Raw genomic sequence first — 23,000 nt, 5'->3', positions numbered from 1 at the left:
ATCCCGCCATGGACCTGTTTCGAAACGAACCCGTCGCCCAGCCGCTGGCCGCGCGCATGCGTGCGACCAACCTGGACGAATACGTCGGTCAAGCGCATCTGCTGGCGCGGGGCAAGCCGCTGCGCGAAGCCCTGGAGCAGGGCGCCTTGCATTCGATGATCTTCTGGGGGCCTCCGGGGGTGGGCAAGACCACCTTGGCGCGGCTGTTGGCGCAGTTTTGCGATGCGCATTTCGAAACGGTTTCCGCGGTGCTGGCGGGGGTCAAGGAAATTCGCCAGGCCGTTGAAGTGGCCCGCCAACAGGCGGCCCAGTACGGCCGGCGCACCATCCTGTTCGTCGACGAAGTACACCGCTTCAACAAGTCCCAGCAAGATGCCTTCCTGCCCTTCGTCGAAGACGGCACGCTGATCTTCATCGGCGCCACGACCGAAAACCCATCGTTCGAGCTGAACAACGCGCTGCTGTCGCGGGCACGGGTCTACGTGCTCAAGAGCCTCGATGAAACCGCCCTGCGCCAATTGGTCGACCGCGCTCTGAACGAGGAGCGTGGCTTGGGCAAGCGTCGCCTCAGCGTCAGCGACGAGGCGTTTCAGATGCTCTTGGCCGCTGCCGATGGCGATGGCCGGCGCATGCTCAATTTCCTCGAGAACGCCGCAGACCTCGCCGAAGACGGCGAAAGTATCGATACCCAGATGCTGCAAAGCCTGCTGGGTGACAGCCGACGCCGCTTCGACAAAGGCGGCGAGGCGTTCTACGACCAGATCTCCGCACTGCACAAGTCGGTGCGCGGCTCCAACCCCGATGCCTCGCTGTACTGGTATGCGCGCATGCTCGACGGTGGCTGCGACCCGCTCTACATCGCCCGGCGTGTGGTGCGCATGGCCAGCGAAGACATCGGCAACGCCGACCCTCGAGCGTTGAGCCTGTGCCTGGCCGCCTGGGACGTACAGGAGCGCCTGGGCAGCCCCGAAGGCGAGTTGGCGGTGGCGCAGGCCATCACCTATCTGGCCTGCGCGCCCAAGAGCAACGCGGTGTACAGCGGCTTCAAGAGCGCCCTGCGCGAGGCTGCCGAACACGGCTCGCTGGAGGTGCCGCTGCATCTGCGCAACGCGCCGACCAAGTTGATGAAGCAGCTCGGCTACGGCGACGAATACCGTTACGCCCACGACGAGCCTGACGCCTATGCCGCCGGTGAAGACTACTTTCCCGAGCAATTGCCGCCTCGCCCCTATTACCAGCCGGTGCCGCGAGGCCTGGAATTGAAGATCGGCGAGAAGCTGCGTCACCTTGCAGATCTCGACCGCACCAGCCCTCGCCAGCGGAGAAAACCATGATTACCCTCATCGCAGCCGTTGCCGCCGGCGGTATCGCCGGTACACTGTTGCGCTTCGCGACCAGTCAATGGGTGCTGGCTAATTGGCCACGTCACTTCTACCTCGGTACGTTGGCGGTCAACCTGGTAGGTTGCCTGCTGATCGGCCTGCTGTACGGCTTGTTTCTGCTCAAGCCGTCGGTGCCGGTAGAATTGCGCGCCGGACTGATCGTCGGCTTTCTCGGTGGTCTGACGACCTTTTCGTCTTTTTCACTGGACACCGTGCGTCTGCTCGAGAGCGGGCAAGTCCCCATGGCGCTCGGCTATGCCGTCCTCAGCGTCATGGGTGGGCTGCTAGCGACCTGGGCCGGCCTGGCCCTGACCCGAATTTGAACCAACCTATTACATAACGAGAGAACGCTATGCTCGATGCCAAACTGCTACGCGGCCAACTCCAGGACGTGGCGGACCGCCTGTCCACCCGTGGCTTCAGCCTGGATGTCGCGCGCATCGAATCGCTGGAAGAACGCCGCAAGTCGGTGCAGACCCGCACCGAACACCTGCAGGCCGAGCGCAACGCGCGTTCCAAGTCCATCGGCCACGCCAAGGCCAAGGGCGAAGACATCGCGCCGCTGATGGCCGACGTCGAGCGCATGGCCGCTGAACTGGCCGAAGGCAAGGCCGAGCTGGACGGCATCCAGGCCGAGCTGGACGGCTTGCTGCTCACCCTGCCCAACCTGCCCGACGCCAGCGTACCGGTCGGCGCCGACGAAGACGGCAACGTCGAGGTGCGCCGCTGGGGCACGCCGGCCCAATTCGACTTCGACGTCAAGGACCATGTCGCCCTGGGCGAAGTCAGCGGTGGTCTGGATTTCGAAGCCGCCGCCAAGCTGTCGGGCGCCCGCTTCGCCGTACTGCGTGGGCCGATCGCCCGCCTGCACCGTGCCCTGGCGCAGTTCATGATCAACCTGCACACCAGCGAGCACGGCTACGAAGAGGCCTACACGCCCTACCTGGTGCAAGCTCCAGCTTTGCAGGGCACCGGCCAGTTGCCCAAGTTCGAAGAAGACCTGTTCAAGATCAGCCGTGAAGGCGAGGCCGACTTCTACCTGATTCCTACCGCCGAAGTGTCGTTGACCAACCTGGTCGCTGGCGAAATCCTCGACGCCAAGCAACTGCCGCTCAAGCTCGTCGCGCACACGCCGTGCTTCCGCAGCGAGGCCGGCGCTTCGGGTCGCGATACGCGCGGCATGATCCGTCAGCACCAGTTCGACAAAGTCGAAATGGTCCAGGTGGTCGCGCCCGCCACGTCCATGGAAGCGCTGGAAGGCTTGACCGCCAATGCCGAGCGCGTGTTGCAGGCCCTGGAATTGCCGTACCGGGTGCTGGCCTTGTGCACGGGCGACATGGGCTTCAGCGCCGTGAAGACCTACGACCTGGAAGTGTGGGTGCCGAGCCAAGGCAAGTACCGCGAAATCAGCTCCTGCTCCAACTGCGGCGACTTCCAGGCCCGGCGCATGGGCGCACGCTGGCGCAATCCGGAGACCGGCAAACCGGAGCTGGTGCATACCCTCAACGGTTCGGGTCTGGCGGTAGGCCGTACCCTGGTCGCGGTTCTGGAGAACTATCAGCAGGCCGACGGTTCGATCCGCGTACCCGAGGTGCTCAAGCCGTACATGGCAGGTGTCGAGGTCATCCGCTAAATGGATTACCTGCCGCTGTTCCACAAGCTGCAGGGCGGGCGTGTACTGGTCGTCGGCGGTGGCGAGATCGCCTTGCGCAAGGCACGCCTGCTGGCCGACGCCGGTGCCGAGCTGCGCGTGGTAGCCCCTGTGGTCGATGCGCAGTTGCGCGAGATGGTCGATGCCGGTGGCGGCGAAATCCGTCTGCGCGGCTACGCGGCCGACGACCTGCACGGTTGCCGGTTGGTGATCGCCGCCACCGACGATACCCAGCTCAACGCGCAGGTATCCCACGACGCCCAGGCCCTCAGCCTGCCGGTCAACGTGGTGGACGCGCCGGCCCTGTGCACCGTGATCTTTCCTGCCATCGTCGACCGCTCGCCCTTGGTGGTGGCGGTGTCCAGTGGCGGCGACGCACCAGTCTTGGCTCGCCTGATTCGCGCCAAGCTGGAAACCTGGATTCCAGCGGCCTACGGCGAACTGGCCGGGCTCGCGGCGCGTTTTCGCCACCGCGTCAAGGCGCTCTATCCAGACGTCAACCAGCGCCGCGGGTTCTGGGAAGAGGTCTTCCAAGGCCCGATCGCCGAGCGGCAACTAGCTGGGCAGGGCGCCGAAGCCGAGCGCATGCTGCGCGACAAGGTCGAAGGCGCACCGGCCCAGCAAGGCGGCGAGGTGTATCTGGTCGGCGCCGGCCCTGGCGACCCCGACCTGCTGACCTTCCGTGCCTTGCGCCTGATGCAGCAGGCCGACGTGGTGTTGTACGATCGCCTGGTGGCGCCGGCGATCATCGACATGTGCCGACGCGACGCCGAACGTATCTATGTCGGTAAACGCCGCGCCGAGCATGCCGTGCCGCAGGACCAGATCAACCGCCTGTTGGTCGAGCTGGCCAGCCAGGGCAAACGCGTGCTGCGCCTGAAGGGTGGCGACCCGTTCATCTTCGGTCGCGGTGGCGAAGAGATCGAAGAACTGGCCGAGCATGGCATTCCCTTCCAAGTGGTGCCGGGCATCACCGCCGCCAGCGGCTGTTCGACCTACGCCGGCATTCCGCTGACCCACCGTGACCACGCCCAGTCGGTACGTTTCGTCACCGGCCATCTGAAAGATGGCAGCAGCAACCTGCCATGGCGTGACCTGGTCGCGCCCAATCAGACCCTGGTGTTCTACATGGGCCTGGTGGGTCTGCCGGCCATATGCGCCGAGCTGATCGCCCACGGCCGCGCCGCCGATACCCCAGCAGCCTTGGTGCAGCAGGGCACCACACGCAACCAGCGGGTGTTCACCGGCACGCTGGCGGACTTGCCTGCATTGGTCGCGCGCCATGAAGTGCACGCGCCGACCTTGGTGATCGTCGGCGAGGTGGTCAAACTTCGTGAGAAGCTGGCCTGGTTCGAGGGTGCCGAGCAGCACTAGATGGTATGCGTAGCCCTTGCTGTCATCGCTTCGACGAGGCGGCAGGGGTGCGTTGCCAGTGCTCTTGGAAACATCGCGAATCATCGTCGTCGGCACGTCGAATCCTTTGTAACGAACCTGGCGCCATTCCAGCCCTCCAAGCCTTGATCACGAATCTTCGTACACGAGGTGGAGTATGCGTCGTACAACACTTTCAGCCGTACTATTCAGTCTGCTGCTAAGCGCCCCGATCCTGGCGCATGCCGCTGCGGTGCCCGCCGCGCGCACCCAGGTACCGGCCGCCAATCCGTACAACAGCCCGATCCAACGCGCCAATCCCAACAGCCAGCAAGGCAGTGTGCCCGCCACGCCTCCAGTGCGGGTGCCCTCCACCGTGCCACGCCTCACGCCGCCCACCCTGGAGAACCGCGGTATCGGTAACGGCGACAACCTGCGTCGCCAGCAACAGACGCCCAACTTCGAACCTTCACGCTCGCCCCGCGATACCCGGCGCACCCCCTGATCGACCGCTCGCACGCTTCGAAGGTCGTCCGCTTCGGCTATTACTGACCATTGCCCGTTTCCACTACTGGAAGGAACCGAACATGCCCCGACGCTTTTTACTCACCCTGACCGCCGCCGCCCTGCTCCCCTTGCTAGCGCACGCGGCCGACCAGCAGCGCCTGCCCAGTGAAGAGGGCGAGCTGACCATCGACACCGTCGCCGAAGGCCTGCGCCATCCCTGGGCGCTGGCCTTCCTGCCTGGAGGCAAGGACATGTTGGTCACCGAACGGCCCGGCAATTTGCGCATCGTCAACGCCGATGGCCAAGTAGGACCGGCCATCTCCGGCGTGCCAAAGGTGTGGTACGAAGGGCAGGGCGGGTTGCTGGACGTGGTGCTGTCGCCAAGTTTCCCCAAGGACCGCACAGTCTACCTGTCGTTCGCCGAGGTCGGTGAAGACGGCAAGGCCGGCACCGCCGTGGGGCGCGGCCAGTTGTCGCAAGACCGCACCCGTCTGGAGAACTTCAACGTGATCTTCCGCCAGACGCCAAAGCTGTCCGAAGGCAACCACTTCGGCTCGCGCTTGGTGTTCGACCGTGAGGGTTACCTGTTCATCGCCTTGGGCGAGAACAACCAGCGGCCCACGGCCCAGGACCTGGACAAATTGCAGGGCAAGATAGTGCGTGTCCTGCCCGATGGCGAGGTGCCCAAAGACAATCCGTTCGTAGGGCAGAAAAACGTCAAACCCGAGATCTGGTCCTTCGGCCACCGCAACCCTCAGGGCGCTGCGCTCAACCCTTGGACTGACCAGGTCTGGATCAACGAGCATGGCCCGCGCGGAGGCGACGAAATCAACATTCCCGAAGCGGGCAAGAACTACGGTTGGCCGATCGCGACCCACGGCATCAACTATTCGATGACGCCCATCCCGGAAGCGAAGGGCAAACATGTCGACGGCATGGAAGACCCACACCACGTCTGGGAGAAATCGCCCGGCATCAGCGGGATGGCGTTCTACGACAGCCCGACTTTCAAGAAAGCCTGGGACCACAACCTGTTCATCGGTGCGCTGGCCACCGAGGAGCTTATCCGCCTGCAACTCGAGGGCGACAAGGTGGTGCATGAAGAGCGCATGCTCGGCGAACTGAAGGCGCGCATTCGCGATGTGCGGGTGGGGCCGGACGGATACCTGTACGTGCTCACCGACGCCAAGGATGGGGCATTGCTCAAGGTGGGGCTGGGGGCGCAGTAGGGCACCGGTTTGGCTGCCTAATCGCGCCTGCCTTGATGCAGCGCCACGTGGGTGACATCACTGTCACCCGCATGGCATTGGCCGCCAGGGCAGGCCAAGCGTCTATTTACAGAAAACCCTCAAGGCGCCAACTCCGTTAGCGATCACAGTACCGGCACCGCCAGCAGGTCCTTGAGGGCCTGGGCCAGCACCTGCGGCTGCACCGGTTTCTGCATCACCAGGCTGGTGGGCAGATCCAGCCCCTCCAGCTCGGGATAACCGGTCAGGAACACCACCGGCAACGACGGGAAGCGCTCGCGTACGGCGCTGGCCAATTGTCCACCATTGAATTCCGGCATGGCGAAATCGGTCAGCAGCACGTCGATCTGATCGTCCAGCAGTGCCAGAGCCTGCTCGCCGCTGTGCGCCTGACGCACGCGGTAGCCATATTGGCGCAGCACGTCGCCGAGCAGGTCGCGCACCAAGTGGTCGTCGTCCACCAACAGCACGGTACGGTCCATGCCGCTGTCTTCCAGGTCGGTCGACAATGGTGTGCTCAGCGTCGGCTCGACCACCGGCAGCTCGCGTACGGCGGGCAGGTAAACGCTGACCTGAGTGCCCTTGCCGGGCGCGGTATCGATGCGCACACCGCCACCGGACTGCTTGGCGAAGCCGAACACCTGGGCCAGACCCAAGCCTGAACCCTTGCCGATGTCCTTGGTGGTGAAGAAAGGTTCGAAGACCTTGGCCACCACCTCTTCGCTCATGCCAAAGCCCGTATCGCGAATCGCCAGCATCACGTACTCGCCCGGTTCTGGGTCCTCGGGTCGGCGTGCCGGCTCGTGCACCGTGGTGTTGCGCGTCATCAGCACCAGTTGGCCACCGGCCGGCATGGCGTCGCGGGCATTGATCGCCAGGTTGAGAATGATCATCTCGGTCTGGGTCGGATCGGTCATCGCCTGCCACAGCGCCGGGTCCAGGTCCAGGCGCACGGAAATGTTGCCGCCCAGCGAGCGTTGCAGCAGCTCCTCGACGCCGTCCAGCGTGCGGTTGAGGTTCAGCGCGACTGGGTCCAGGCGCTGGCGCCGAGAGAATGCCAGCAACTGTGCCGTAAGCTTGGCTCCGCGCTCGCCGGCTTCGCGGATGTGCTGCAGGCGTGAACGGGCCTTGGTCAGGTCTTCGCGGTTGAGGTCGCGCTCCAGGAAGCTGGAGCCGGTGATGATCACCGTCAGCAGATTGTTGAAGTCGTGGGCCACGCCTGCGGTGAGCTGGCCGACCGCCTCCAGGCGCTGCATCTGCTGCAAGGCGGCCTCGATGCGTTCGCGCTCGGCGATCTGTTCGCGCAGGCGGCTGTTGGCCTCGACCAGACCCAGGGCCGACTCGCGTTCGCTGGTGATGTCGCGGGCCACGACGTAGAGCATATTGTCTTCGCGCACCACCACCCACGACAGCCAGCGCTGATCGCCGCTCACATGCTGCACCCGCCCGACGAAGCGCGCGCTCGTGCTGCCTTGGTCCAGAGCGGTCAGTGCATCGACGAACACCTGTTGCTCGGGGTAGGGGATGATGTCCAGCAGCGAGGTCTGGCTGAGACGCTCGCGGCTGATGCCCAGCGTCGCTTCCCACGCCGGGTTGAGCGCCACGGGCGTAAGGTCGTTGCTGAGCACGGCCAGCAGATCCTGGGACAGCTCCCAAGCCCGATCGCGCTCGCGGGTGCGCCGCTCGACGCGCTCGCCCAGCATCTCGTTGATCTGCTTGAGGCCCTGGGTCGCCTGACGTTGCTGGTGGATGTCCTGTATCACCCCGGAAAAGCGCACGCACTCGCCATCGACGAAGCGCGCTTGACCGCTGCTGAGCAGCCAGTGCGGTTCGTCGTGATAAGGCCGCTCGATACGGAATTCGGCGCGGTACTGGCCGTCACTGCCGGGCTGCATGGCCATGTCGACCGCAGCGCGGACCTGCTCCAGGTCTCCGGGATAGATGCCGTCGTAGAACACTTGCAGGGACAGCTCGGTGTCCGGCGCAAGGCCGAACAGCGCCTTGGCGCGCTCGTCCCAACGCAGGACGCCTTCGAGAGGGCGCAAGTCCCAGGTGCCCATGCCGGCCGCGTCGATGGCGATGCGTGCGCGCGCCTCGACGTCGGCCAGCGCTTCCTCGGCCGTGCGCCGCCGCTGGCGCTCCTGGACCTCGGTCAGCGCTCGGCGTACGGCCTTGGGCAAAAGCGACAGGTTTTTCTTCAAGACGTAATCGGTGGCACCCAGGCGGATCATCTCCACCGCATGTTCTTCCCCGTAAATGCCGGAGAGGAAGATGAAGGGTGTGGCCGGGGCCAACTGCTGGGCGATGGCCAGCACCTGGGTGCCCGACGAACTGGGCAGTACGCAGTCGCACAGGATCAGGTCGAAATCTTCTTCGAGCAGGGCGTTCTCGACGCCGACATGGTCGAACACCACCTTGGCCTGCATATGCAGGCCGTTACGCTCCAGGCGTAGCAGGGTCAGTTCGGCGTCCATCGAGCTGTCTTCGACCATCAGCAATTTCAGCGACATCTGCTGCATCCGGTCCGCCTCAGGTAATGCCGCGGCGAGGCAGGCGCAGCGAGCCGGGTGGCGGCTCGTTGAGCACGGCCCAGAACACCCCCAGGTCAGAAATGGCTGTGACGAATTCCTTGAACTCCACAGGTTTGACCACGTAGGCGTTGACGCCCAGCTCGTAGGCGCGCAGCAAGTCGGGCTCCTCGCGCGAAGAGGTCAGCATCACCGTAGGGATGCTGCGCAGTTCGGGGGTGGAGCGCACTTCCTTGAGCACTTCCAGGCCATCGACCTTGGGCAGTTTCAAGTCCAGCAACAGCACGGCAGGGTTGCCGTCGTCGCGGTCGCTGTAGGCGTTGCGACGCATCAGGTAATCCAGAGCATCGGCGCCATCGCGCATGACGATGACTTCATTGGCCAGCTGGCTGCGTTCCAGCGCCACGAGGGTCAACTCCAGGTCTCTGGGGTTGTCTTCGACCAACAAGATGGGTTTGAGCATGTTCGGTACGGTCCCTCAAGCGTGCTGGGGGTGGAGGGGAAGGGCGAAGTGGAACGAGGCGCCCTGGTCGATCGCGCCTTCGGCCCAGACGCGTCCGTCGTGGCGCTCGATGATGCGGCGCACACTGGCCAGGCCGATGCCGGTGCCTTCGAAGTCTTCCATGCGGTGCAAACGCTGGAACACCCCAAACAGTTTGTTAGCGTAGGCCATGTCGAAACCGACGCCATTGTCGCGGACGTAGATCTCGACTTCCTCGTCGTTCTCATGCGAGCCGATTTCGATACATGCCGGGTTTCGTTCGCGCGTGTACTTGATGGCGTTGGAGATCAGGTTCTGCAAGACCAGGTTGATGAACGCGGGGTCGGCGATCACCTTGGGCAGGCGGGCGACGTCCCAGACGATTTCCCGCCCGGCATAGTCGGGTGCCGACTCGGTGCGAATGGTGTCGATCAACGCATTGAGGTTGACGTCTGACATGCGCAAGGCCGAGCGGCCCATCTGCGAGAAGTTGAGCAGGTTGTCCACCAGGGTGCCGGCGAACTGCGCCGCTTCCTCGATGTGATGCAGGAAGCGCTTGCCACGCTCGGACAGCCCTTGGCCTTCGAATTCGCTGAGCAGCTCGCTGTAACCGGCGATGTGCCGCAGCGGCGCGCGCAGGTCATGGGACACGCTGTAGGAAAACGCTTCGAGTTCTTTGTTGGAGCGCTTGAGTTCACCGGCCAGTTGCGCCATTTCCTCGGCTTTGCGCAGCACGATGCCCAGGACTGCGATGCGCAGCTCCAGCACGCCTTCGACGATCAGCGGGTCCCAGGGTTGCGAGAAACCGCGAATCTCTTCGTGCCAGCGCTCGAAGCTGTGCCGCGGGCTGAGGCGGCCGGTGGCGTCGTCGATGTGCTTGTCCGGGCGCCCGGCCCAGTGCACGGTGCGCACCTGCTCGGGACGGAACCACAGCAGGTAGTGCGAATGGATCTGCGAGATCGCCACCGCCAGCACGCCGCCGGCATGGTCGGCAAGCTCGGGCAGCAGCGGAATGTCGCGGCGAATGTTATCGGTGTGGAACACGCCTTCCTCGTCGCGTTGCCCCAGCCAATGCACCAGTGCCAGCAATTGCGCTTCGGGCGGTGTGTCACCGATCAGGTCGCACCGCTCGGCACTGATGATGGCCACGCCCTTGGCGGCGGCGAAGTCGAGCATCACCTCCGGCAGTGCCAGCAAACCGTCGCTTACGCTGTCGCGGTCGGCCATGGACGAGAGCATGCGCACGATATGGCGGCGCAGATCGAGCAACTGGCGGGTATTGGTGTGCGACTCGCGTGCTTCGATCTGCAGCGACAGGACGCTGGCCAGCAGCTCACAGGCGGTGCGGGTCTGGAAGTCGACAGCGCGAGGTTCGGCGTGGTGACAGGAGATCAACCCCCACAATTGGCCGTCGACCACGATCGACAGCGACATTGATGCCAGTGTGCCCATGTTGCACATGTATTGCAGGTGCACTGGCGACACGCTACGCAAGGACGCGAAGCTCATGTCCAGCGGCTTGCCGGTCAAGGGGTTGAGCGTGGGCAGCAGCGCCGAAGGCTGGTAGGTGGCGTCCTGGATCAGGCGGATGCGGTTGATCCGGTACAGCTCGCGGGCCTGGCGCGGGATGTCCGAACCTGGAAAGCACAAGCCCAGGTAATGCGGATAGCCAGGGTCCACGGCTTCGGCGATGACCAGGCCGTTGCCCTCGGCATCGAAGCGATAGGCTTTCACCCGTCCGAAGCCGGTCAGGCGCTTGATCTGTTGCACCGACTGGTCGAGCAGCGCTTCGAGGTCGATCGCCTGGTTGAGGCTGCCGACGAAGCCGCGCACCAGGGGGTGATAGTCGGCGCGTGGGGTACTGCCGCAAGGTTCGAATTCGGCGATCAACACCTGGTCATGGCGGTGTACCAGCAGGCGCAGGGGTTCTTGCCAGATGGCGTCGGCATTCAGACGCACGTCGGCCAAGTGGAAGGGAAACACGTCGTCTTCCGGCACCTGGGGCAGGTGCGCATGCAGATCAAAGCCATCGAACAGCGTCGCGAACGGGCGCTCGAGCACGTCCTGTGCGCTGATGCCCAGCCACTGGCGCACGTTCTCGCTGGCCTGGACGATGCGCAGGTCGCGTTCGTCGAGGACCAGCATGAAGCCTTGGGGCTGGATGCTGCCCGGAATCTGAATAGGCTCCTGGGCGCAGCGTTCGACCGCTTCGTCAAAAGCGTTCTGGGCGGTTGTCAAGAAACACTCTCCGTTCATGGCCACGGGGCGAGGCCGCAAGCAGGTGAAAAAGGAAGGGAAATTCGTGCGCCCACGTTATCAGAAAAGTACGAATTGAGCGTCGGAAAGTGGCCATTTGAGGCCAGGCAGAGCACTAGGTTCTACGGAGGAAGATTTTTTGTACAGGTTTTTCCAATGGGCCTACCGTTCGTCGGCAAGATGACCTTGTACCAGTGGGCAGTGAGCCTTCTATAGGCCGCCGGTACGTAGCGGAATATGAAGTCAAGCCTGACTTATGACGTCGATGGCTATACCCATTCGAGCCTTTCACCGGCTTGGCGCTCCCGCTACCACGTGATGACAAGAACAGGCTTGCGAGGCGTAGAGGAAGGCCTGCGCAGTCGAGCCAAGCGGCATCGTGCACGGGTATCCACCCTGTACTGCCCAGGGCAGGTACCCGTGTAGCTCAGCGCAGTTCGGCGGTCAGTTCGAGCAAGGTGTCCAGCACGGCGCCCGCCAGCGCCTTGGAACGCGCGCCCGACCAGCCGGTGCGCGGATTGGGCGCGTCGTCGTGGTCCTTGAACGGCATCTCCAAGGTCAGCGACAGGCAATCGTAGGTCTGGCCGACGGCGTTGCAGGCCAAGGCCATATTGGCCTGGCCGGGCGCGTCGCGGGTGTAGCCGTGTACTTGTTGGAAGTCCTCGGTAAGCGCGCACAGCGTATCGCGAAAGCGCTGTTCCAAATCGGCCAGGCGCGGACTGTAATTCGGATTGCCCTCGCAAGCGGCGGTGAACACATGGGGAATCTCTTCGTCGCCGTGCACGTCGATGAACGCGTCCACGCCATGGCGCTGCATCTGCGTCTGAGCGAAGAACACCTCGGGGCTGAGTTCGACGCTGGCGTTCTGCCAGGCGCGGTTGAGGTCCTGGCCCTTGAGGTTGGTGCGCAGGTGGCCGTGGTAAGCACCGTCGGGATTCATGTTGCAGATCAGGTAGAGGTCGGCAACGGCCAGCAACGCCTGGACCTTGGCATCGTTCTGTTCGAGGCGGTCGATGACGCCTTCCATGAACCATTCGGCCATGTGCTCGCCAGGGTGCTGTTGGGCGATCAGCCAAAGCTTGCGTTTGCCGGGGGCGCCGTCGCCAGCGCGCAACAGGGGAATATCGCGACCCTGCACACTGCGCCCGCTGGCCAGCAGCGCCACGCCGGCGATGCCTTGCGCGCGTTCGATCAGTTGGTTGTGCCGTGCGCGTGGGTAGGGTTCGAAGTAGGCCAGCCACACGTGCGCCTGTTCGGCATCGAGGTCGATGTGCAGGGCGGTGCCGTCGAACTCGCTGGGCACGCGGAACCAGGTCTGCTGATCGTAGGAGGCGACCGCATGGTAGCCCGTCCAGGCGTTGGGGTAGGAGGTTCGGCTGGCGTTTTCCAGGCTGAAGCGATGGCGCTGGCCTGGGGTCAGGCCTTGGGCACGGAAGTGGAACCACTGGAAGTGACCGCTATGGCTGTCGGGCCGCAGGGCCAAGCGTACGTGTCGAGGCTGGGAGGCATCCACGACCTCGATGTTGCCCGAATCGAAGTCGCAGTCGATGTGCAGCGGGGATAGCGTCACGGCCATTGCCAAGCTCCTCTGGCGTTATTGTGCCGTCACTTTACCCCTCAGGCCCCCAGGCCGAAAGCCAGGACCGCCACCACGCCCAGGCCCACCGCCAGGGCGCAGCCGCCCAGCGACAAAGCGGCGCGCCCCTGACGGTAGCTGCTGCGCTCGCCCAGCGCCTGGGCTGGCGCCAACAGGCTGCGCCAGTGCAGTTCGGTGGCGTGGAACGCGTGCAGATGCGCAGGCGAGGCATCGAGCCAGCGACGAAAGTCGATGCGCTCGCAGGCGGTGGTGGCCGGGTTTTGCAGCCTGACATACCAATGACAGGCCTGAGCGGCGATAGCGCTCGGCGGCGGCAGGGTCGCATGCAGCGCCTGCGCCATCAGTCGCTCGACGCATTCGATACGCAGGCCGAGGCGCTCACCGATCTGGGCGAAGTCGAGACCGTCCAAGCGGCTGAGCAGAAAGACCTGTTGGGCGCGGCGCGGCAGGCGTGCGAAGCGTCGCGGCATGGCGTTGCGCAACGGTTGTTCGACGGCATGCGCAGGTTGCATCGGTGGCAGCGATACAGGGCTCATGGACAGCTCCTTGCGTAGCGGCGGGAAGTAGAGGGGGCGTCGTCCGTGACGCTACATGAGCTTAGTGGTAACGAGATTGATTCTCAAGTGCTGATTGGTGAAAGCTTCGTGCGCCTGTGTTCTCGCTATGCGGAGCTTTGCTATGATTCGGCCACTCAAGCGACAACCCTTCTTCATTAGCCTGAAGAGCACCAAAAAAAAGACCCAGCAAAAGCTGGGTCAAAAACCGTGATTAGCCTGATGAGGAGATAAACTGAACGCCCGACCTGAGGGCTTTCGGAATATCCAGCGAGTCTCTCGACCCGCTGAGTGCAATAATAATCGTTATCATTTGGCGGTCAAATGATTTTTAGCGATGTGGCGAAAAAAGCCTGAGCACTTCCTGATCGCGGTTTCAAAGCCGGTCCCGGCCTTCAACACCTACGCACCCTCATCCTTCCTGCGAATGCCGCTGCTCCAGCAGCGACCTGGCCATGTTGATCATGTGCATCAAGGCGTACATTACTTCACGCACATTGCCCTGCTGGTGACTGGCGCTTTCACACGCGGTGGCGGCAGCGCTGCGCAACAGGTTCATGACATGGGCGTCGACCATGTCGGGGCTGACGTCGTCGCGCACGGTCCAGGGCGTGCGATCGACCGAAGTGCTAGCTGCAGTAGGATTGAGGTAGTAGTCCAGCGCGCGGCGGGCGGCTTCGCTGTCCAGTTCTTTGTCTGAATATGTCGTGGGTTTCATCCTGTTACCAAATAGTGATGAGCGGGGAGGGAATGTTTCCCTACTATAGTACAAACGGTATTTGGCGAGACCGTTACAAATAATACCATTTGTGTATTGAGCGCAACGGGACAGGACGTATCGTGCGGGCGATGGATAAATGGATCGCATTGGTAAAGCTAAAACTGCGCGAGCTCGGCCTCTCACAAGAGCAGCTGGCCGAACGTGTCGGCGTCACCCAAGGCGGCGTCGGCCACTGGCTACGCGGTACGCGCACACCGAAAATCGACATGATGAACAAGGTCCTGGTGGCCCTGGGCATGCCGCATTTGCACGTATCCCTGAGCATCGCGCCGGCGAACGCTGTCGCCGAACGCGCTGGTCGTTACGGGGCGCAGGACGCTTCCGACACGGATGCTGAAACGGACATATCTCAATACATCTTGTGTTTCCGTTACCCGGTCTTGGCATGGGCCGAGCTGGATGGGCCGCTGCCGACCTCCAGCATCGTCACCGAACAGACCGATTACTGCGCCCAAGGCAACGCGTTTTGGCTGCGGGTCGAGGGCGATCTCATGAGCTCGGCCACCGGCCCCAGCGTGCCGGAGCACATGTTGGTACTGGTCGACCCTGGCGTGCCCGCCGCTCCTGGGAAGTTGGTGATCGCTCGTCAAGAGGGGACCACGGCCATGTTCCGGCAGCTGGTGGAAGATGGCGGCCAGCGCTTCCTCAAGCCGCTCAACCCCACCTATCCGAAACTGTTGTGCGGTGCGGGGTTCGAGGTGATCGGGGTTGTGGTGCGCTCCCATGGGGTGCACTGAGGTGACGAGGAGCTGCCACGGCACGTGCGCCGTGCGGCAGGGCTGCCGGCCGAGGCAAATTCGCACGCGCCCCGGCTGCCCGTTCTCACAAAGCCACCAGCAACGTTCCTTCGCTGACCATCTCGCCTTCGGCGCATAGCAACGCGCTCACCACTCCCGCTTCGGGCGCGCGAATGCTGTGCTCCATCTTCATCGCCTCCAGGATCACCAACGCAGCGCCTGCCTCCACGGTCTGGCCTGGGGTGACCAGGACCCGTACGATGCTGCCGTTCATCGGCGCGCTGAGCCCACCGGCCAGAGCGGCACTGCCTTGCGCGGCACTGGCCGGATCGTAGGCGCACAGGCCGTGCCATTGCTGCTGCCAGCGCAGATACAGCGTGTCGCCACGGCGTATGGCCGGCGTAGCAGGCGCTGTCGAATCCGCCACGGTCTCCATGCAGGCCGTACCCTCCAGCGCCACGACACGATCCATACCGTCGCACTGCAAGGCCACCACGCATCGTGCCGCCAGCCCCAAACGCAAGCCGTCGGTGCGCGACCAGGGCGACTGGGCATCGTCATCGCGACCTCGACTGCCCATCTCCTGCAACCAGACCTGCGCCGCACGCTGCCAGAACGCGTCGGGCAAGGCTTGTGGAGGAGGTAGCAGCACGTCCTGATGGCGGGCGATGAAGCCTGTGTCCAGCTGGGCCGCCGCGAACGCGGGGTGGGCGAGGATGCGCTGCAGGAACGCCAGGTTGGTCTTCACACCGCCGATGGCCATGCCCGTCACCAGCTGCAGCAGGCGTTGTCGCGCCTGTTCGCGGTCCTCGCCCCAGGCGATCAGCTTGCCCAGCATCGGGTCGTAGTAGGGCGAGACCGTGTCGCCTTCGCCGACCCCGCTGTCGATACGCTGGCCGGCGCCCAGCGCAGGCTCCCGGTACAGGGCCAAAGTGCCGGTGGCCGGCAGGAAGTCCTGCGCCGGATCTTCGGCATACAGACGCACTTCGATCGCATGCCCGCGCAATGGCACCTCGGCCTGGGTCAGGGGTAGCGCTTCGCCCCGCGCCACACGAATCTGCCAGGCCACCAGATCCAGGCCGGTGATGGCCTCGGTGACCGGATGCTCGACTTGCAGGCGCGTGTTCATCTCCATGAAGAAGAAACCGCCACGGGCATCGAGCAGAAACTCCACCGTACCGGCGCCCACATAGCCGATGGCCTGCGCAGCGCGCACCGCGGCCTCGCCCATGGCCTGGCGCAAGGCCGGGGAGAGGCCGGGCGCCGGCGCTTCTTCGACCACCTTCTGGTGGCGGCGCTGGATCGAGCAGTCGCGTTCGTTGAGGTACAGGCAATGGCCGTGGCGGTCGGCGAATACCTGGATTTCCACATGCCGCGGTTGCAGCACGTATTTCTCCACCAGCATGCGCGCGTCGCCGAACGATGCCTGCGCTTCGCGCTGTGCCGAAGCCAGGGCCTCGGCCAGTTGCCCCTCGTGCTCGACAACCTTCATGCCCTTGCCGCCGCCTCCGGCGCTGGCTTTGAGCAGCACCGGGTAGCCAATGCGTGCGGCGGCTTCGCGGAAGGTGTCGAGGTCCTGCGCCTGGCCGTGGTAACCCGGCACCAACGGCACCCCGGCCTGTTCCATCAAGGCCTTGGCCGCCGATTTGCTGCCCATGGCCTTGATGGCGCGCGCCGGTGGACCGAGGAAGACCAGCCCGGCGTCTTCGACGGCCTGGGCGAATGCCGCGTTCTCGGAGAGAAAGCCGTAGCCCGGATGCACCGCCTGGGCGCCGCTGGTACGTGCCGCAGCCAGCAGCTTGTCGATGTCCAGATAGCTGTCGGCCGCCTTGGCGCCGCCCAGGTCGACGCTGAGGTCAGCTTCGCGCACGTGCCGTGCCTGGCGATCGACGCCGCTGTGCACGGCCACCGTGGTCAGGCCCATGGCCTTGGCGGTGCGCAGGATGCGGCAAGCGATCTCGCCGCGGTTGGCGACGAGCAAGGTATTCAGGGTGGACGAGGTCATGGGCGCGGCTCCTGCTCGCGGGGAATGGCCTGCCAGGCAGGCAGGCGCTTGTGCAGGAAGGCCTGCAAACCTTCCTGGCCTTCGGCGCTGACACGGATTTGCGCGATGCACTGTTCGCATGCTTCCCGCACGGCCTGGGAAGGGACACTGCCGTCAACCTGGCGCAGTAGCGCTTTGCTGGCGCGCATTGCCTGGGGGCTGTTGAGCAGCAGCGTTGCGATCCAGATTTCGACCTGGGTGTCGAGCTCCGCCGCCGGGTAGGTCTCGGCCAGCAAGCCCAGGCGCTGCGCCTGCATGCCGCTGAAGCGCTGCGCGGTCAAGGCGTAACGGCGCGCGGCACGGGCGCCGATGGCCTGGACCACGAACGGGCTGATCACCGCCGGCGCCAAGCCGATGCGCACCTCCGACAGGCACAGCTGCGCATCGTCCGCACCGATGGCCATGTCGCAACAACCGATCAGGCCCAGCGCACCGCCGAACGCCGCGCCTTGCACCACGGCCAGGGTCGGCATGGGCAGCGCGTGCAGGCGGTACATCAGCTCGCCCAGCGCTTGGGCGTCGCTGAGGTTCTGCGCCAGGTCCAGTTGCGCCGCCTGCTGCATCCACTGCAGGTCGGCACCGGCGCTGAAGTGCCGGCCGCGTCCGCGCAGCAGCACGAAGCGCAGGGTGTCGTCCTCGCCCAGCTGGGTGAGCGCACTCGACAATTCGTCGATCATCTGCGCGTTGAACGCATTGTGCTTGTCCGCACGGTTCAGCCACAGGGTGGCGAAGCCGCGAGGGTCGTGGATCATTTCGAGGGTGTCGAAAGGCTTCATGGCGTCACATCCGGAAGATGCCGAAACGGCTGGGCGCGATAGGCGCGTTGAGGGCGGCGCTCAGGGCCAGGCCCAGCACGTCGCGGGTCTGCGCCGGGTCGATGACGCCGTCGTCCCACAGCCGCGCGCTGGAATAGTAGGGGTGGCCTTGGCGCTCGTACTGGTCGAGGATCGGCTGGCGCAGGCGTGCCTCTGCTTCGGCGTCGAACGGTTCGCCGCTGCGCAGGCTCTGCTCGCGCTTGACCTGCACCAGTACCCCGGCCGCCTGTTCGGCGCCCATCACACCGATCCGCGCGTTGGGCCACATCCACAGAAAGCGCGGGTCGTAGGCGCGGCCGCACATGCCATAGTTGCCGGCGCCGAAGCTGCCGCCGATGATTACGGTGAATTTCGGCACTTGTGCGCAGGCCACGGCGGTGACCAGCTTGGCGCCGTGCTTGGCGATGCCGCCTTCTTCGTATTTCTTGCCGACCATGAAGCCTGTGATGTTCTGCAAGAAGAGCAGGGGAATGCCACGCTGGCAGGCCAGTTCGATGAAGTGCGCACCCTTTTGCGCCGCCTCCGCGAAGAGGATGCCGTTGTTGGCCAGGATCGCCACCGGATAGCCATGCAGGTGGGCGAAGCCGCACACCAGCGTGGTACCGAACAGCGCCTTGAATTCGTCGAACTGCGAGCCATCCACCAGACGCGCGATCACCTCGCGCACGTCGAATGGCTGCTTGGCGTCGGCCGGCACCACGCCGTACAGCTGCTCGGCCTCGTACAGCGGCGCGCTGACCGGCTGGCACTGCACCTGGCCGTGCTTGCGCCAGTTCAGATTCGCCACACAGCGGCGCGCCAGGGCCAGGGCGTGCTCGTCGTTCTCGGCGTAGTGGTCGGCCACGCCGCTGGTGCGGCAGTGCACGTCAGCGCCGCCCAGGTCTTCGGCGCTCACCACCTCGCCCGTGGCGGCCTTCACCAAGGGCGGGCCGGCGAGGAAGATGGTCGCCTGCTGGCGCACCATGATCGCTTCGTCGGCCATGGCCGGCACGTAGGCGCCACCTGCCGTGCACGAGCCCATCACCACGGCGATTTGCGGGATGCCCTGGGCGCTCAGGTTGGCCTGGTTGAAGAAGATCCGCCCGAAATGCTCGCGGTCGGGGAACACTTCGTCCTGGCGGGGCAGGTTGGCGCCGCCCGAATCCACGAGATAGACGCACGGCAGCCGGTTCTGCTGGGCGATGGCCTGGGCGCGCAGGTGTTTTTTCACCGTCAGCGGGTAGTAGGAACCTCCTTTGACCGTGGCGTCGTTGGCCACGATCACGCATTCGACCCCTTCGATCCGGCCGATGCCCGCCACCAGGCCTGCGGCGGGCACCTCTTCGTCATACACCTGGTAGGCGGCCAACTGGCCGATTTCGAGGAAGGGCGAGCCTGGGTCGAGCAGGCGGTCGATGCGTTCGCGCGGCAACAGTTTGCCGCGCGCGGTGTGCCGGGCCTGGGCCTGGGCCCCGCCGCCCTGGCTGACCTGGGCCAGCAAGGCGTGCAGCGCTTCGACCTGGGCCAGCATCGCCTGGCGGTTGCGGGCGAACTCGGGCGAATGGGCGTTGAGCTGGGTTTTGAGAATCATCGTGAGCCTCGTTGGGCGGCAAGTCGTTGCGGCATGGCCGGCTGAACAGGTGAGGCTATGCCGACGGGCGACGTCACCATCGAATCGGCATTACCGGCTAGTGCGGGTCGAGCCAGAGTCGGCTGGTCCGGCCTATGGGCAGTGAGCGATACAGCGAGCGCTCACCGCGTTTCGTTGAACAACTCGCGGCCAATCAACATGCGCCGGATCTCGCTAGTGCCCGCGCCGATTTCGTACAGCTTGGCGTCACGCAGCAGACGCCCGGCAGGGAATTCGTTGATGTAGCCGTTGCCCCCAAGGATCTGGATCGCCTCCAGGGCCATCTGCGTGGCGCGCTCGGCGGTATAAAGGATCACGCCGGCGGCATCCTTGCGTGTGGTCTCGCCGCGGTCGCAGGCCTGCGCCACGGCGTACAAGTAGGCGCGGCTGGCGTTGAGCTGGGTGTAGAGGTCGGCGACCTTGCCCTGGATCAGCTGGAATTCGCCGATGCTCTGGCCGAACTGCTTGCGATCGTGGATGTAGGGCACCACCAGGTCCATGCAGGCCTGCATGATCCCGGTCGGGCCGCCGGCCAGCACTACGCGTTCGTAGTCCAGCCCGCTCATCAGGACGCGTACGCCGCCGTCGAGCTGGCCGAGGATGTTTTCCTGCGGCACTTCGACATCGTCGAAGAACAGCTCGCAGGTGTTGGAGCCGCGCATGCCCAGCTTGTCGAACTTCTGGCTGCGGCTGAACCCCTTGAAGTCGCGCTCGACGATGAACGCGGTGATGCCGTGGGCGCCTCGCTCCAGGTCAGTCTTGGCGTAGATCACGTAGGTGTTGGCGTCGGGGCCGTTGGTGATCCAGGTCTTGCTGCCGTTGAGCACGTAATGATCGCCGCGCTTGTCGGCGCGCAGCTTCATCGACACCACGTCGGAGCCAGCATTGGGCTCGCTCATGGCCAATGCCCCGACGTGTTCGCCGCTGATCAGCTTGGGCAGGTACTGGCGCTTTTGCGCTTCGCTGCCGTTGCGGTTGATCTGGTTCACGCACAGGTTCGAGTGCGCGCCGTACGACAGCGCCACCGACGCCGAGCCGCGGCTGATCTCCTCCATCACCAGCACATGGGCCAAGTAGCCCAAGCCGGCGCCGCCGTATGCTTCCGGTACGGTCACACCCAACAGGCCCATGTCGCCGAACTTGCGCCACAGGTCGGCGGGGAAGAGGTTGTCCTGGTCGATCTGCGCGGCGCGTGGGGCGATTTCGGCGGCGACGAAGGCGCGCACATGGTCGCGCAGCATGTCGAGGGTTTCGCCCAAGGCGAAGTTGAGGGAGGCGTAGTACATGGCGGCACCTTGTTGTTCTTGGAAATCGGCAGTGATGTTCGACAGCCTGGTCAGCAGGGCTGGACTTTGCGGGCCGACGTTTCGATTGCATTGGCCAAAGACCTTGTTGGGCTTACCGAGCGCAGGCCAGCACGGTCAACTGAAACTCGGACGTCTGGCCTTTCACCTTTACGTTAACGTAAACACGACGCTTGAGCCTGTCAATCTACCGATCACCTTTACGTAAACGGAATCCTGGGCCAGAGTACGTGCGGCTCGTTCGTACCCAGAACAATCACAAGAAGGGACGCCCATGACTCAACCCAGCTACAGCCGTGGCCGCCAGGACCCACCGCTGCTCACCCAGACCCTCGGCCAGGCGTTCGACGCCTGCGCCACCCGCCATGCCGACCGCGAAGCGCTGGTCGTGCGCCACCAAGGCCTGCGCTACAGCTGGCGGCAATTGGCCGAGGCGGTCGACACCCATGCGCGGGCCTTGATGGCGCTAGGCATCGAGCCCGGCGAGCGGATCGGCATCTGGGCGCCCAACTGCGCCGAGTGGTGCATCCTGCAGATCGCCAGCGCCAAGGTCGGCGCGGTGCTGGTGACCATTAACCCGGCCTATCGGGTCAACGAACTGGACTACGTGCTGCGCCAGTCGGGCTGCCGCTGGCTGGTCTGCGCCGACGCGTTCAAGACCTCCGATTACCACGCCATGCTCGTCGAACTGATTCCGAGCCTGGCGACCCACGCGCCAGGCCACTGGCACAGCGACGCGCTGCCGGCGTTGCGCGGCGTCGTCAGCCTGGCCGCGCAGCCACCGCAGGGCTTCGTCGCCTGGGCCGAGCTGGCCGGGCGGGCAGGGCAGGTGCCGTGGCCGGCCTATTGCGCCCGTCAGGCCAAGCTGCGCTGCGACCAGCCGGTGAACATCCAGTACACCTCCGGTACCACCGGCGCGCCCAAAGGCGCCACGCTGAGCCATCGCAACATCCTCAACAACGGCTTGATGGTCGGCCACAGCCTGGGCCTTACCGAGCATGACCGCCTGGTGCTCCCGGTGCCGCTGTACCACTGCTTCGGCATGGTCATGGGCAACCTGGGCTGCATCACCCACGGCAGCACCCTCATCTACCCCAGCGACGCCTTCGACCCGGAACTGACCTTGCGCTGCGTCGCCGAAGAGCGCGCCAGCGTGCTGTATGGCGTGCCCACCATGTTCATCGCGATGCTCGACTACCCGGCACGCGCGCAACTCGACCTGTCGACCCTGCGCAGCGGCATCATGGCTGGCGCCACCTGCCCGATCGAGGTGATGCGCCGGGTCATCGACCAGTTGCACATGGCCGAGGTGCAGATCGCCTATGGCATGACCGAGACCAGCCCGGTGTCGCTGCAGACCGGTGCCGACGACGAGCTGGAACGGCGCGTCACCACCGTGGGCCGTACCCAGCCCCACCTGGAAACCCAACTCGTCGACGCGCACGGCGCGGTGGTGGCCCGTGGCGAGATCGGCGAGCTGTGCACCCGCGGCTACAGCGTGATGTTGGGCTATTGGGACAACCCTCAGGCCACCGCCGAGGCCATCGACGGCGAAGGCTGGATGCACAGCGGCGACCTGGCGGTGATGGACGAGGAGGGCTATGTGCGTATCGTCGGGCGCGGCAAGGACATGATCATTCGCGGCGGCGAGAACATCTATCCGCGCGAGCTGGAGGAGTTTCTGCACACCCACCCGGCGATCGCCGAGGCGCAGGTGGTCGGGGTGCCGTGCGAGCGCTATGGCGAGCAGGTGGTGGCCTGGGTGAGGTTGCGTCAAGGGCAGACGCTGGAGGCCGATATGCTGCGGGACTGGTGCAAGGCACGCATCGCGCACTTCAAGGTGCCGCGGCATTTCCGGTTCGTGGAGCAGTTTCCCACCACGGTGACGGGCAAGGTGCAGAAGTTCAGGATGCGCGAGGTCAGCCTGAAGGCGCTTGAGTCGGGGGCTTGGTGTGATCCAGAGCGATCAGGTATTTGATGGATGTAGGTCGTAAACCGATGAGGGCCGTCCAGGCGGCGTAAACGATGCCACGAGCCTGGGGCGCGCGTTAGGGGTGCGCTGCATCGTAGAAGCAAGAACGCCGATCTCATGCTTCGACACAGCGGCGGCCGTTCGAGAGAACGAGCCGCGCTGTC

The 23,000-nt window shown here is 64.8% G+C and carries 18 protein-coding genes; 8 read left to right on the top strand and 10 right to left on the bottom strand.

The window, feature by feature from the left end:
- Positions 1-8 precede the first annotated feature (8 nt).
- The 6 genes from ACSMEV_RS16075 (at position 9) to ACSMEV_RS16050 (ending at position 6,140) form a co-directional block, all read left to right on the top strand.
- Positions 9-1,334, top strand: a complete 1,326-nt coding sequence (locus ACSMEV_RS16075) for a replication-associated recombination protein A (RefSeq protein WP_459206042.1) — start codon at positions 9-11, stop codon at positions 1,332-1,334.
- Positions 1,331-1,705: a fluoride efflux transporter CrcB gene (gene crcB, locus ACSMEV_RS16070; RefSeq protein WP_459206041.1), complete on the top strand. Its 375-nt coding sequence runs from the start codon at positions 1,331-1,333 to the stop codon at positions 1,703-1,705. Before ACSMEV_RS16075 ends, crcB begins: the two co-directional genes overlap by 4 nt.
- Before the next feature lie 29 nt (positions 1,706-1,734).
- On the top strand, positions 1,735-3,015 hold the full coding sequence (gene serS, locus ACSMEV_RS16065) for a serine--tRNA ligase (protein ID WP_459206040.1): 1,281 nt from the start codon (positions 1,735-1,737) through the stop codon (positions 3,013-3,015).
- Positions 3,016-4,407: a siroheme synthase CysG gene (cysG, locus tag ACSMEV_RS16060; RefSeq protein WP_459206039.1), complete on the top strand. Its 1,392-nt coding sequence runs from the start codon at positions 3,016-3,018 to the stop codon at positions 4,405-4,407.
- 175 nt (positions 4,408-4,582) lie between these two features.
- Complete coding sequence (locus ACSMEV_RS16055) at positions 4,583-4,909, top strand: hypothetical protein (RefSeq protein ID WP_459206038.1); 327 nt, start codon at positions 4,583-4,585, stop codon at positions 4,907-4,909.
- Positions 4,910-4,991: 82 nt separating this feature from the next.
- Positions 4,992-6,140: a PQQ-dependent sugar dehydrogenase gene (locus ACSMEV_RS16050; protein WP_459206037.1), complete on the top strand. Its 1,149-nt coding sequence runs from the start codon at positions 4,992-4,994 to the stop codon at positions 6,138-6,140.
- Between the two features lie 143 nt (positions 6,141-6,283).
- On the opposite strand, the gene ACSMEV_RS16045 is transcribed toward ACSMEV_RS16050, so the two are convergent.
- From ACSMEV_RS16045 to ACSMEV_RS16020, 6 genes are all read right to left on the bottom strand, one after another.
- On the bottom strand, positions 6,284-8,677 hold the full coding sequence (locus ACSMEV_RS16045) for a hybrid sensor histidine kinase/response regulator (RefSeq protein WP_459206036.1): 2,394 nt from the start codon (positions 8,675-8,677) through the stop codon (positions 6,284-6,286).
- A 10-nt stretch (positions 8,678-8,687) separates the two neighbouring features.
- On the bottom strand, positions 8,688-9,149 hold the full coding sequence (locus ACSMEV_RS16040) for a response regulator (protein ID WP_296268545.1): 462 nt from the start codon (positions 9,147-9,149) through the stop codon (positions 8,688-8,690).
- Between the two features lie 15 nt (positions 9,150-9,164).
- Positions 9,165-11,423 carry an ATP-binding protein gene (locus ACSMEV_RS16035; protein ID WP_459208365.1) on the bottom strand — a complete coding sequence of 753 codons (2,259 nt, stop codon included), beginning with the start codon at positions 11,421-11,423 and terminating at the stop codon, positions 9,165-9,167.
- A 427-nt stretch (positions 11,424-11,850) separates the two neighbouring features.
- Positions 11,851-12,999: a M14 family metallopeptidase gene (locus tag ACSMEV_RS16030; protein WP_459206035.1), complete on the bottom strand. Its 1,149-nt coding sequence runs from the start codon at positions 12,997-12,999 to the stop codon at positions 11,851-11,853.
- A gap of 41 nt (positions 13,000-13,040) precedes the next feature.
- Positions 13,041-13,556, bottom strand: a complete 516-nt coding sequence (locus ACSMEV_RS16025; protein WP_459206034.1) for a DUF4880 domain-containing protein — start codon at positions 13,554-13,556, stop codon at positions 13,041-13,043.
- 430 nt (positions 13,557-13,986) lie between these two features.
- Positions 13,987-14,292: a DUF6124 family protein gene (locus tag ACSMEV_RS16020; protein WP_296268538.1), complete on the bottom strand. Its 306-nt coding sequence runs from the start codon at positions 14,290-14,292 to the stop codon at positions 13,987-13,989.
- A 131-nt stretch (positions 14,293-14,423) separates the two neighbouring features.
- Between ACSMEV_RS16020 and ACSMEV_RS16015 the strand changes: the two genes are divergently transcribed.
- Positions 14,424-15,092 (top strand): LexA family protein, encoded by a 669-nt coding sequence (locus ACSMEV_RS16015; RefSeq protein WP_459206033.1) that lies wholly within the window; start codon positions 14,424-14,426, stop codon positions 15,090-15,092.
- An 85-nt stretch (positions 15,093-15,177) separates the two neighbouring features.
- Here the strand turns inward: ACSMEV_RS16015 and ACSMEV_RS16010 are convergent, their stop codons facing one another.
- From ACSMEV_RS16010 to ACSMEV_RS15995, 4 genes are all read right to left on the bottom strand, one after another.
- Positions 15,178-17,097 (bottom strand): acetyl/propionyl/methylcrotonyl-CoA carboxylase subunit alpha, encoded by a 1,920-nt coding sequence (locus ACSMEV_RS16010; RefSeq protein WP_459206032.1) that lies wholly within the window; start codon positions 17,095-17,097, stop codon positions 15,178-15,180.
- The gene (locus tag ACSMEV_RS16005; RefSeq protein WP_459206031.1) at positions 17,094-17,912 is read right to left on the bottom strand and encodes a gamma-carboxygeranoyl-CoA hydratase; all 819 of its coding nucleotides are present in this window, start codon (positions 17,910-17,912) and stop codon (positions 17,094-17,096) included. Before ACSMEV_RS16005 ends, ACSMEV_RS16010 begins: the two co-directional genes overlap by 4 nt.
- Positions 17,913-17,916: 4 nt before the next feature.
- Positions 17,917-19,521, bottom strand: coding sequence for a carboxyl transferase domain-containing protein (locus tag ACSMEV_RS16000; RefSeq protein ID WP_459206030.1), 1,605 nt, complete (start codon positions 19,519-19,521; stop codon positions 17,917-17,919).
- A 161-nt stretch (positions 19,522-19,682) separates the two neighbouring features.
- On the bottom strand, positions 19,683-20,846 hold the full coding sequence (locus tag ACSMEV_RS15995; protein ID WP_459206029.1) for an isovaleryl-CoA dehydrogenase: 1,164 nt from the start codon (positions 20,844-20,846) through the stop codon (positions 19,683-19,685).
- A gap of 292 nt (positions 20,847-21,138) precedes the next feature.
- Between ACSMEV_RS15995 and ACSMEV_RS15990 the strand changes: the two genes are divergently transcribed.
- The gene (locus ACSMEV_RS15990; RefSeq protein ID WP_459206028.1) at positions 21,139-22,842 is read left to right on the top strand and encodes an AMP-binding protein; all 1,704 of its coding nucleotides are present in this window, start codon (positions 21,139-21,141) and stop codon (positions 22,840-22,842) included.
- Positions 22,843-23,000: the final 158 nt, after the last annotated feature.

It is taken from the genome of Pseudomonas sp. MLB6B (assembly GCF_054508135.1).
The sequence above is the reverse complement of the archived record's forward strand: the minus strand, read 5'-3'. Positions and strand labels throughout refer to the sequence as shown.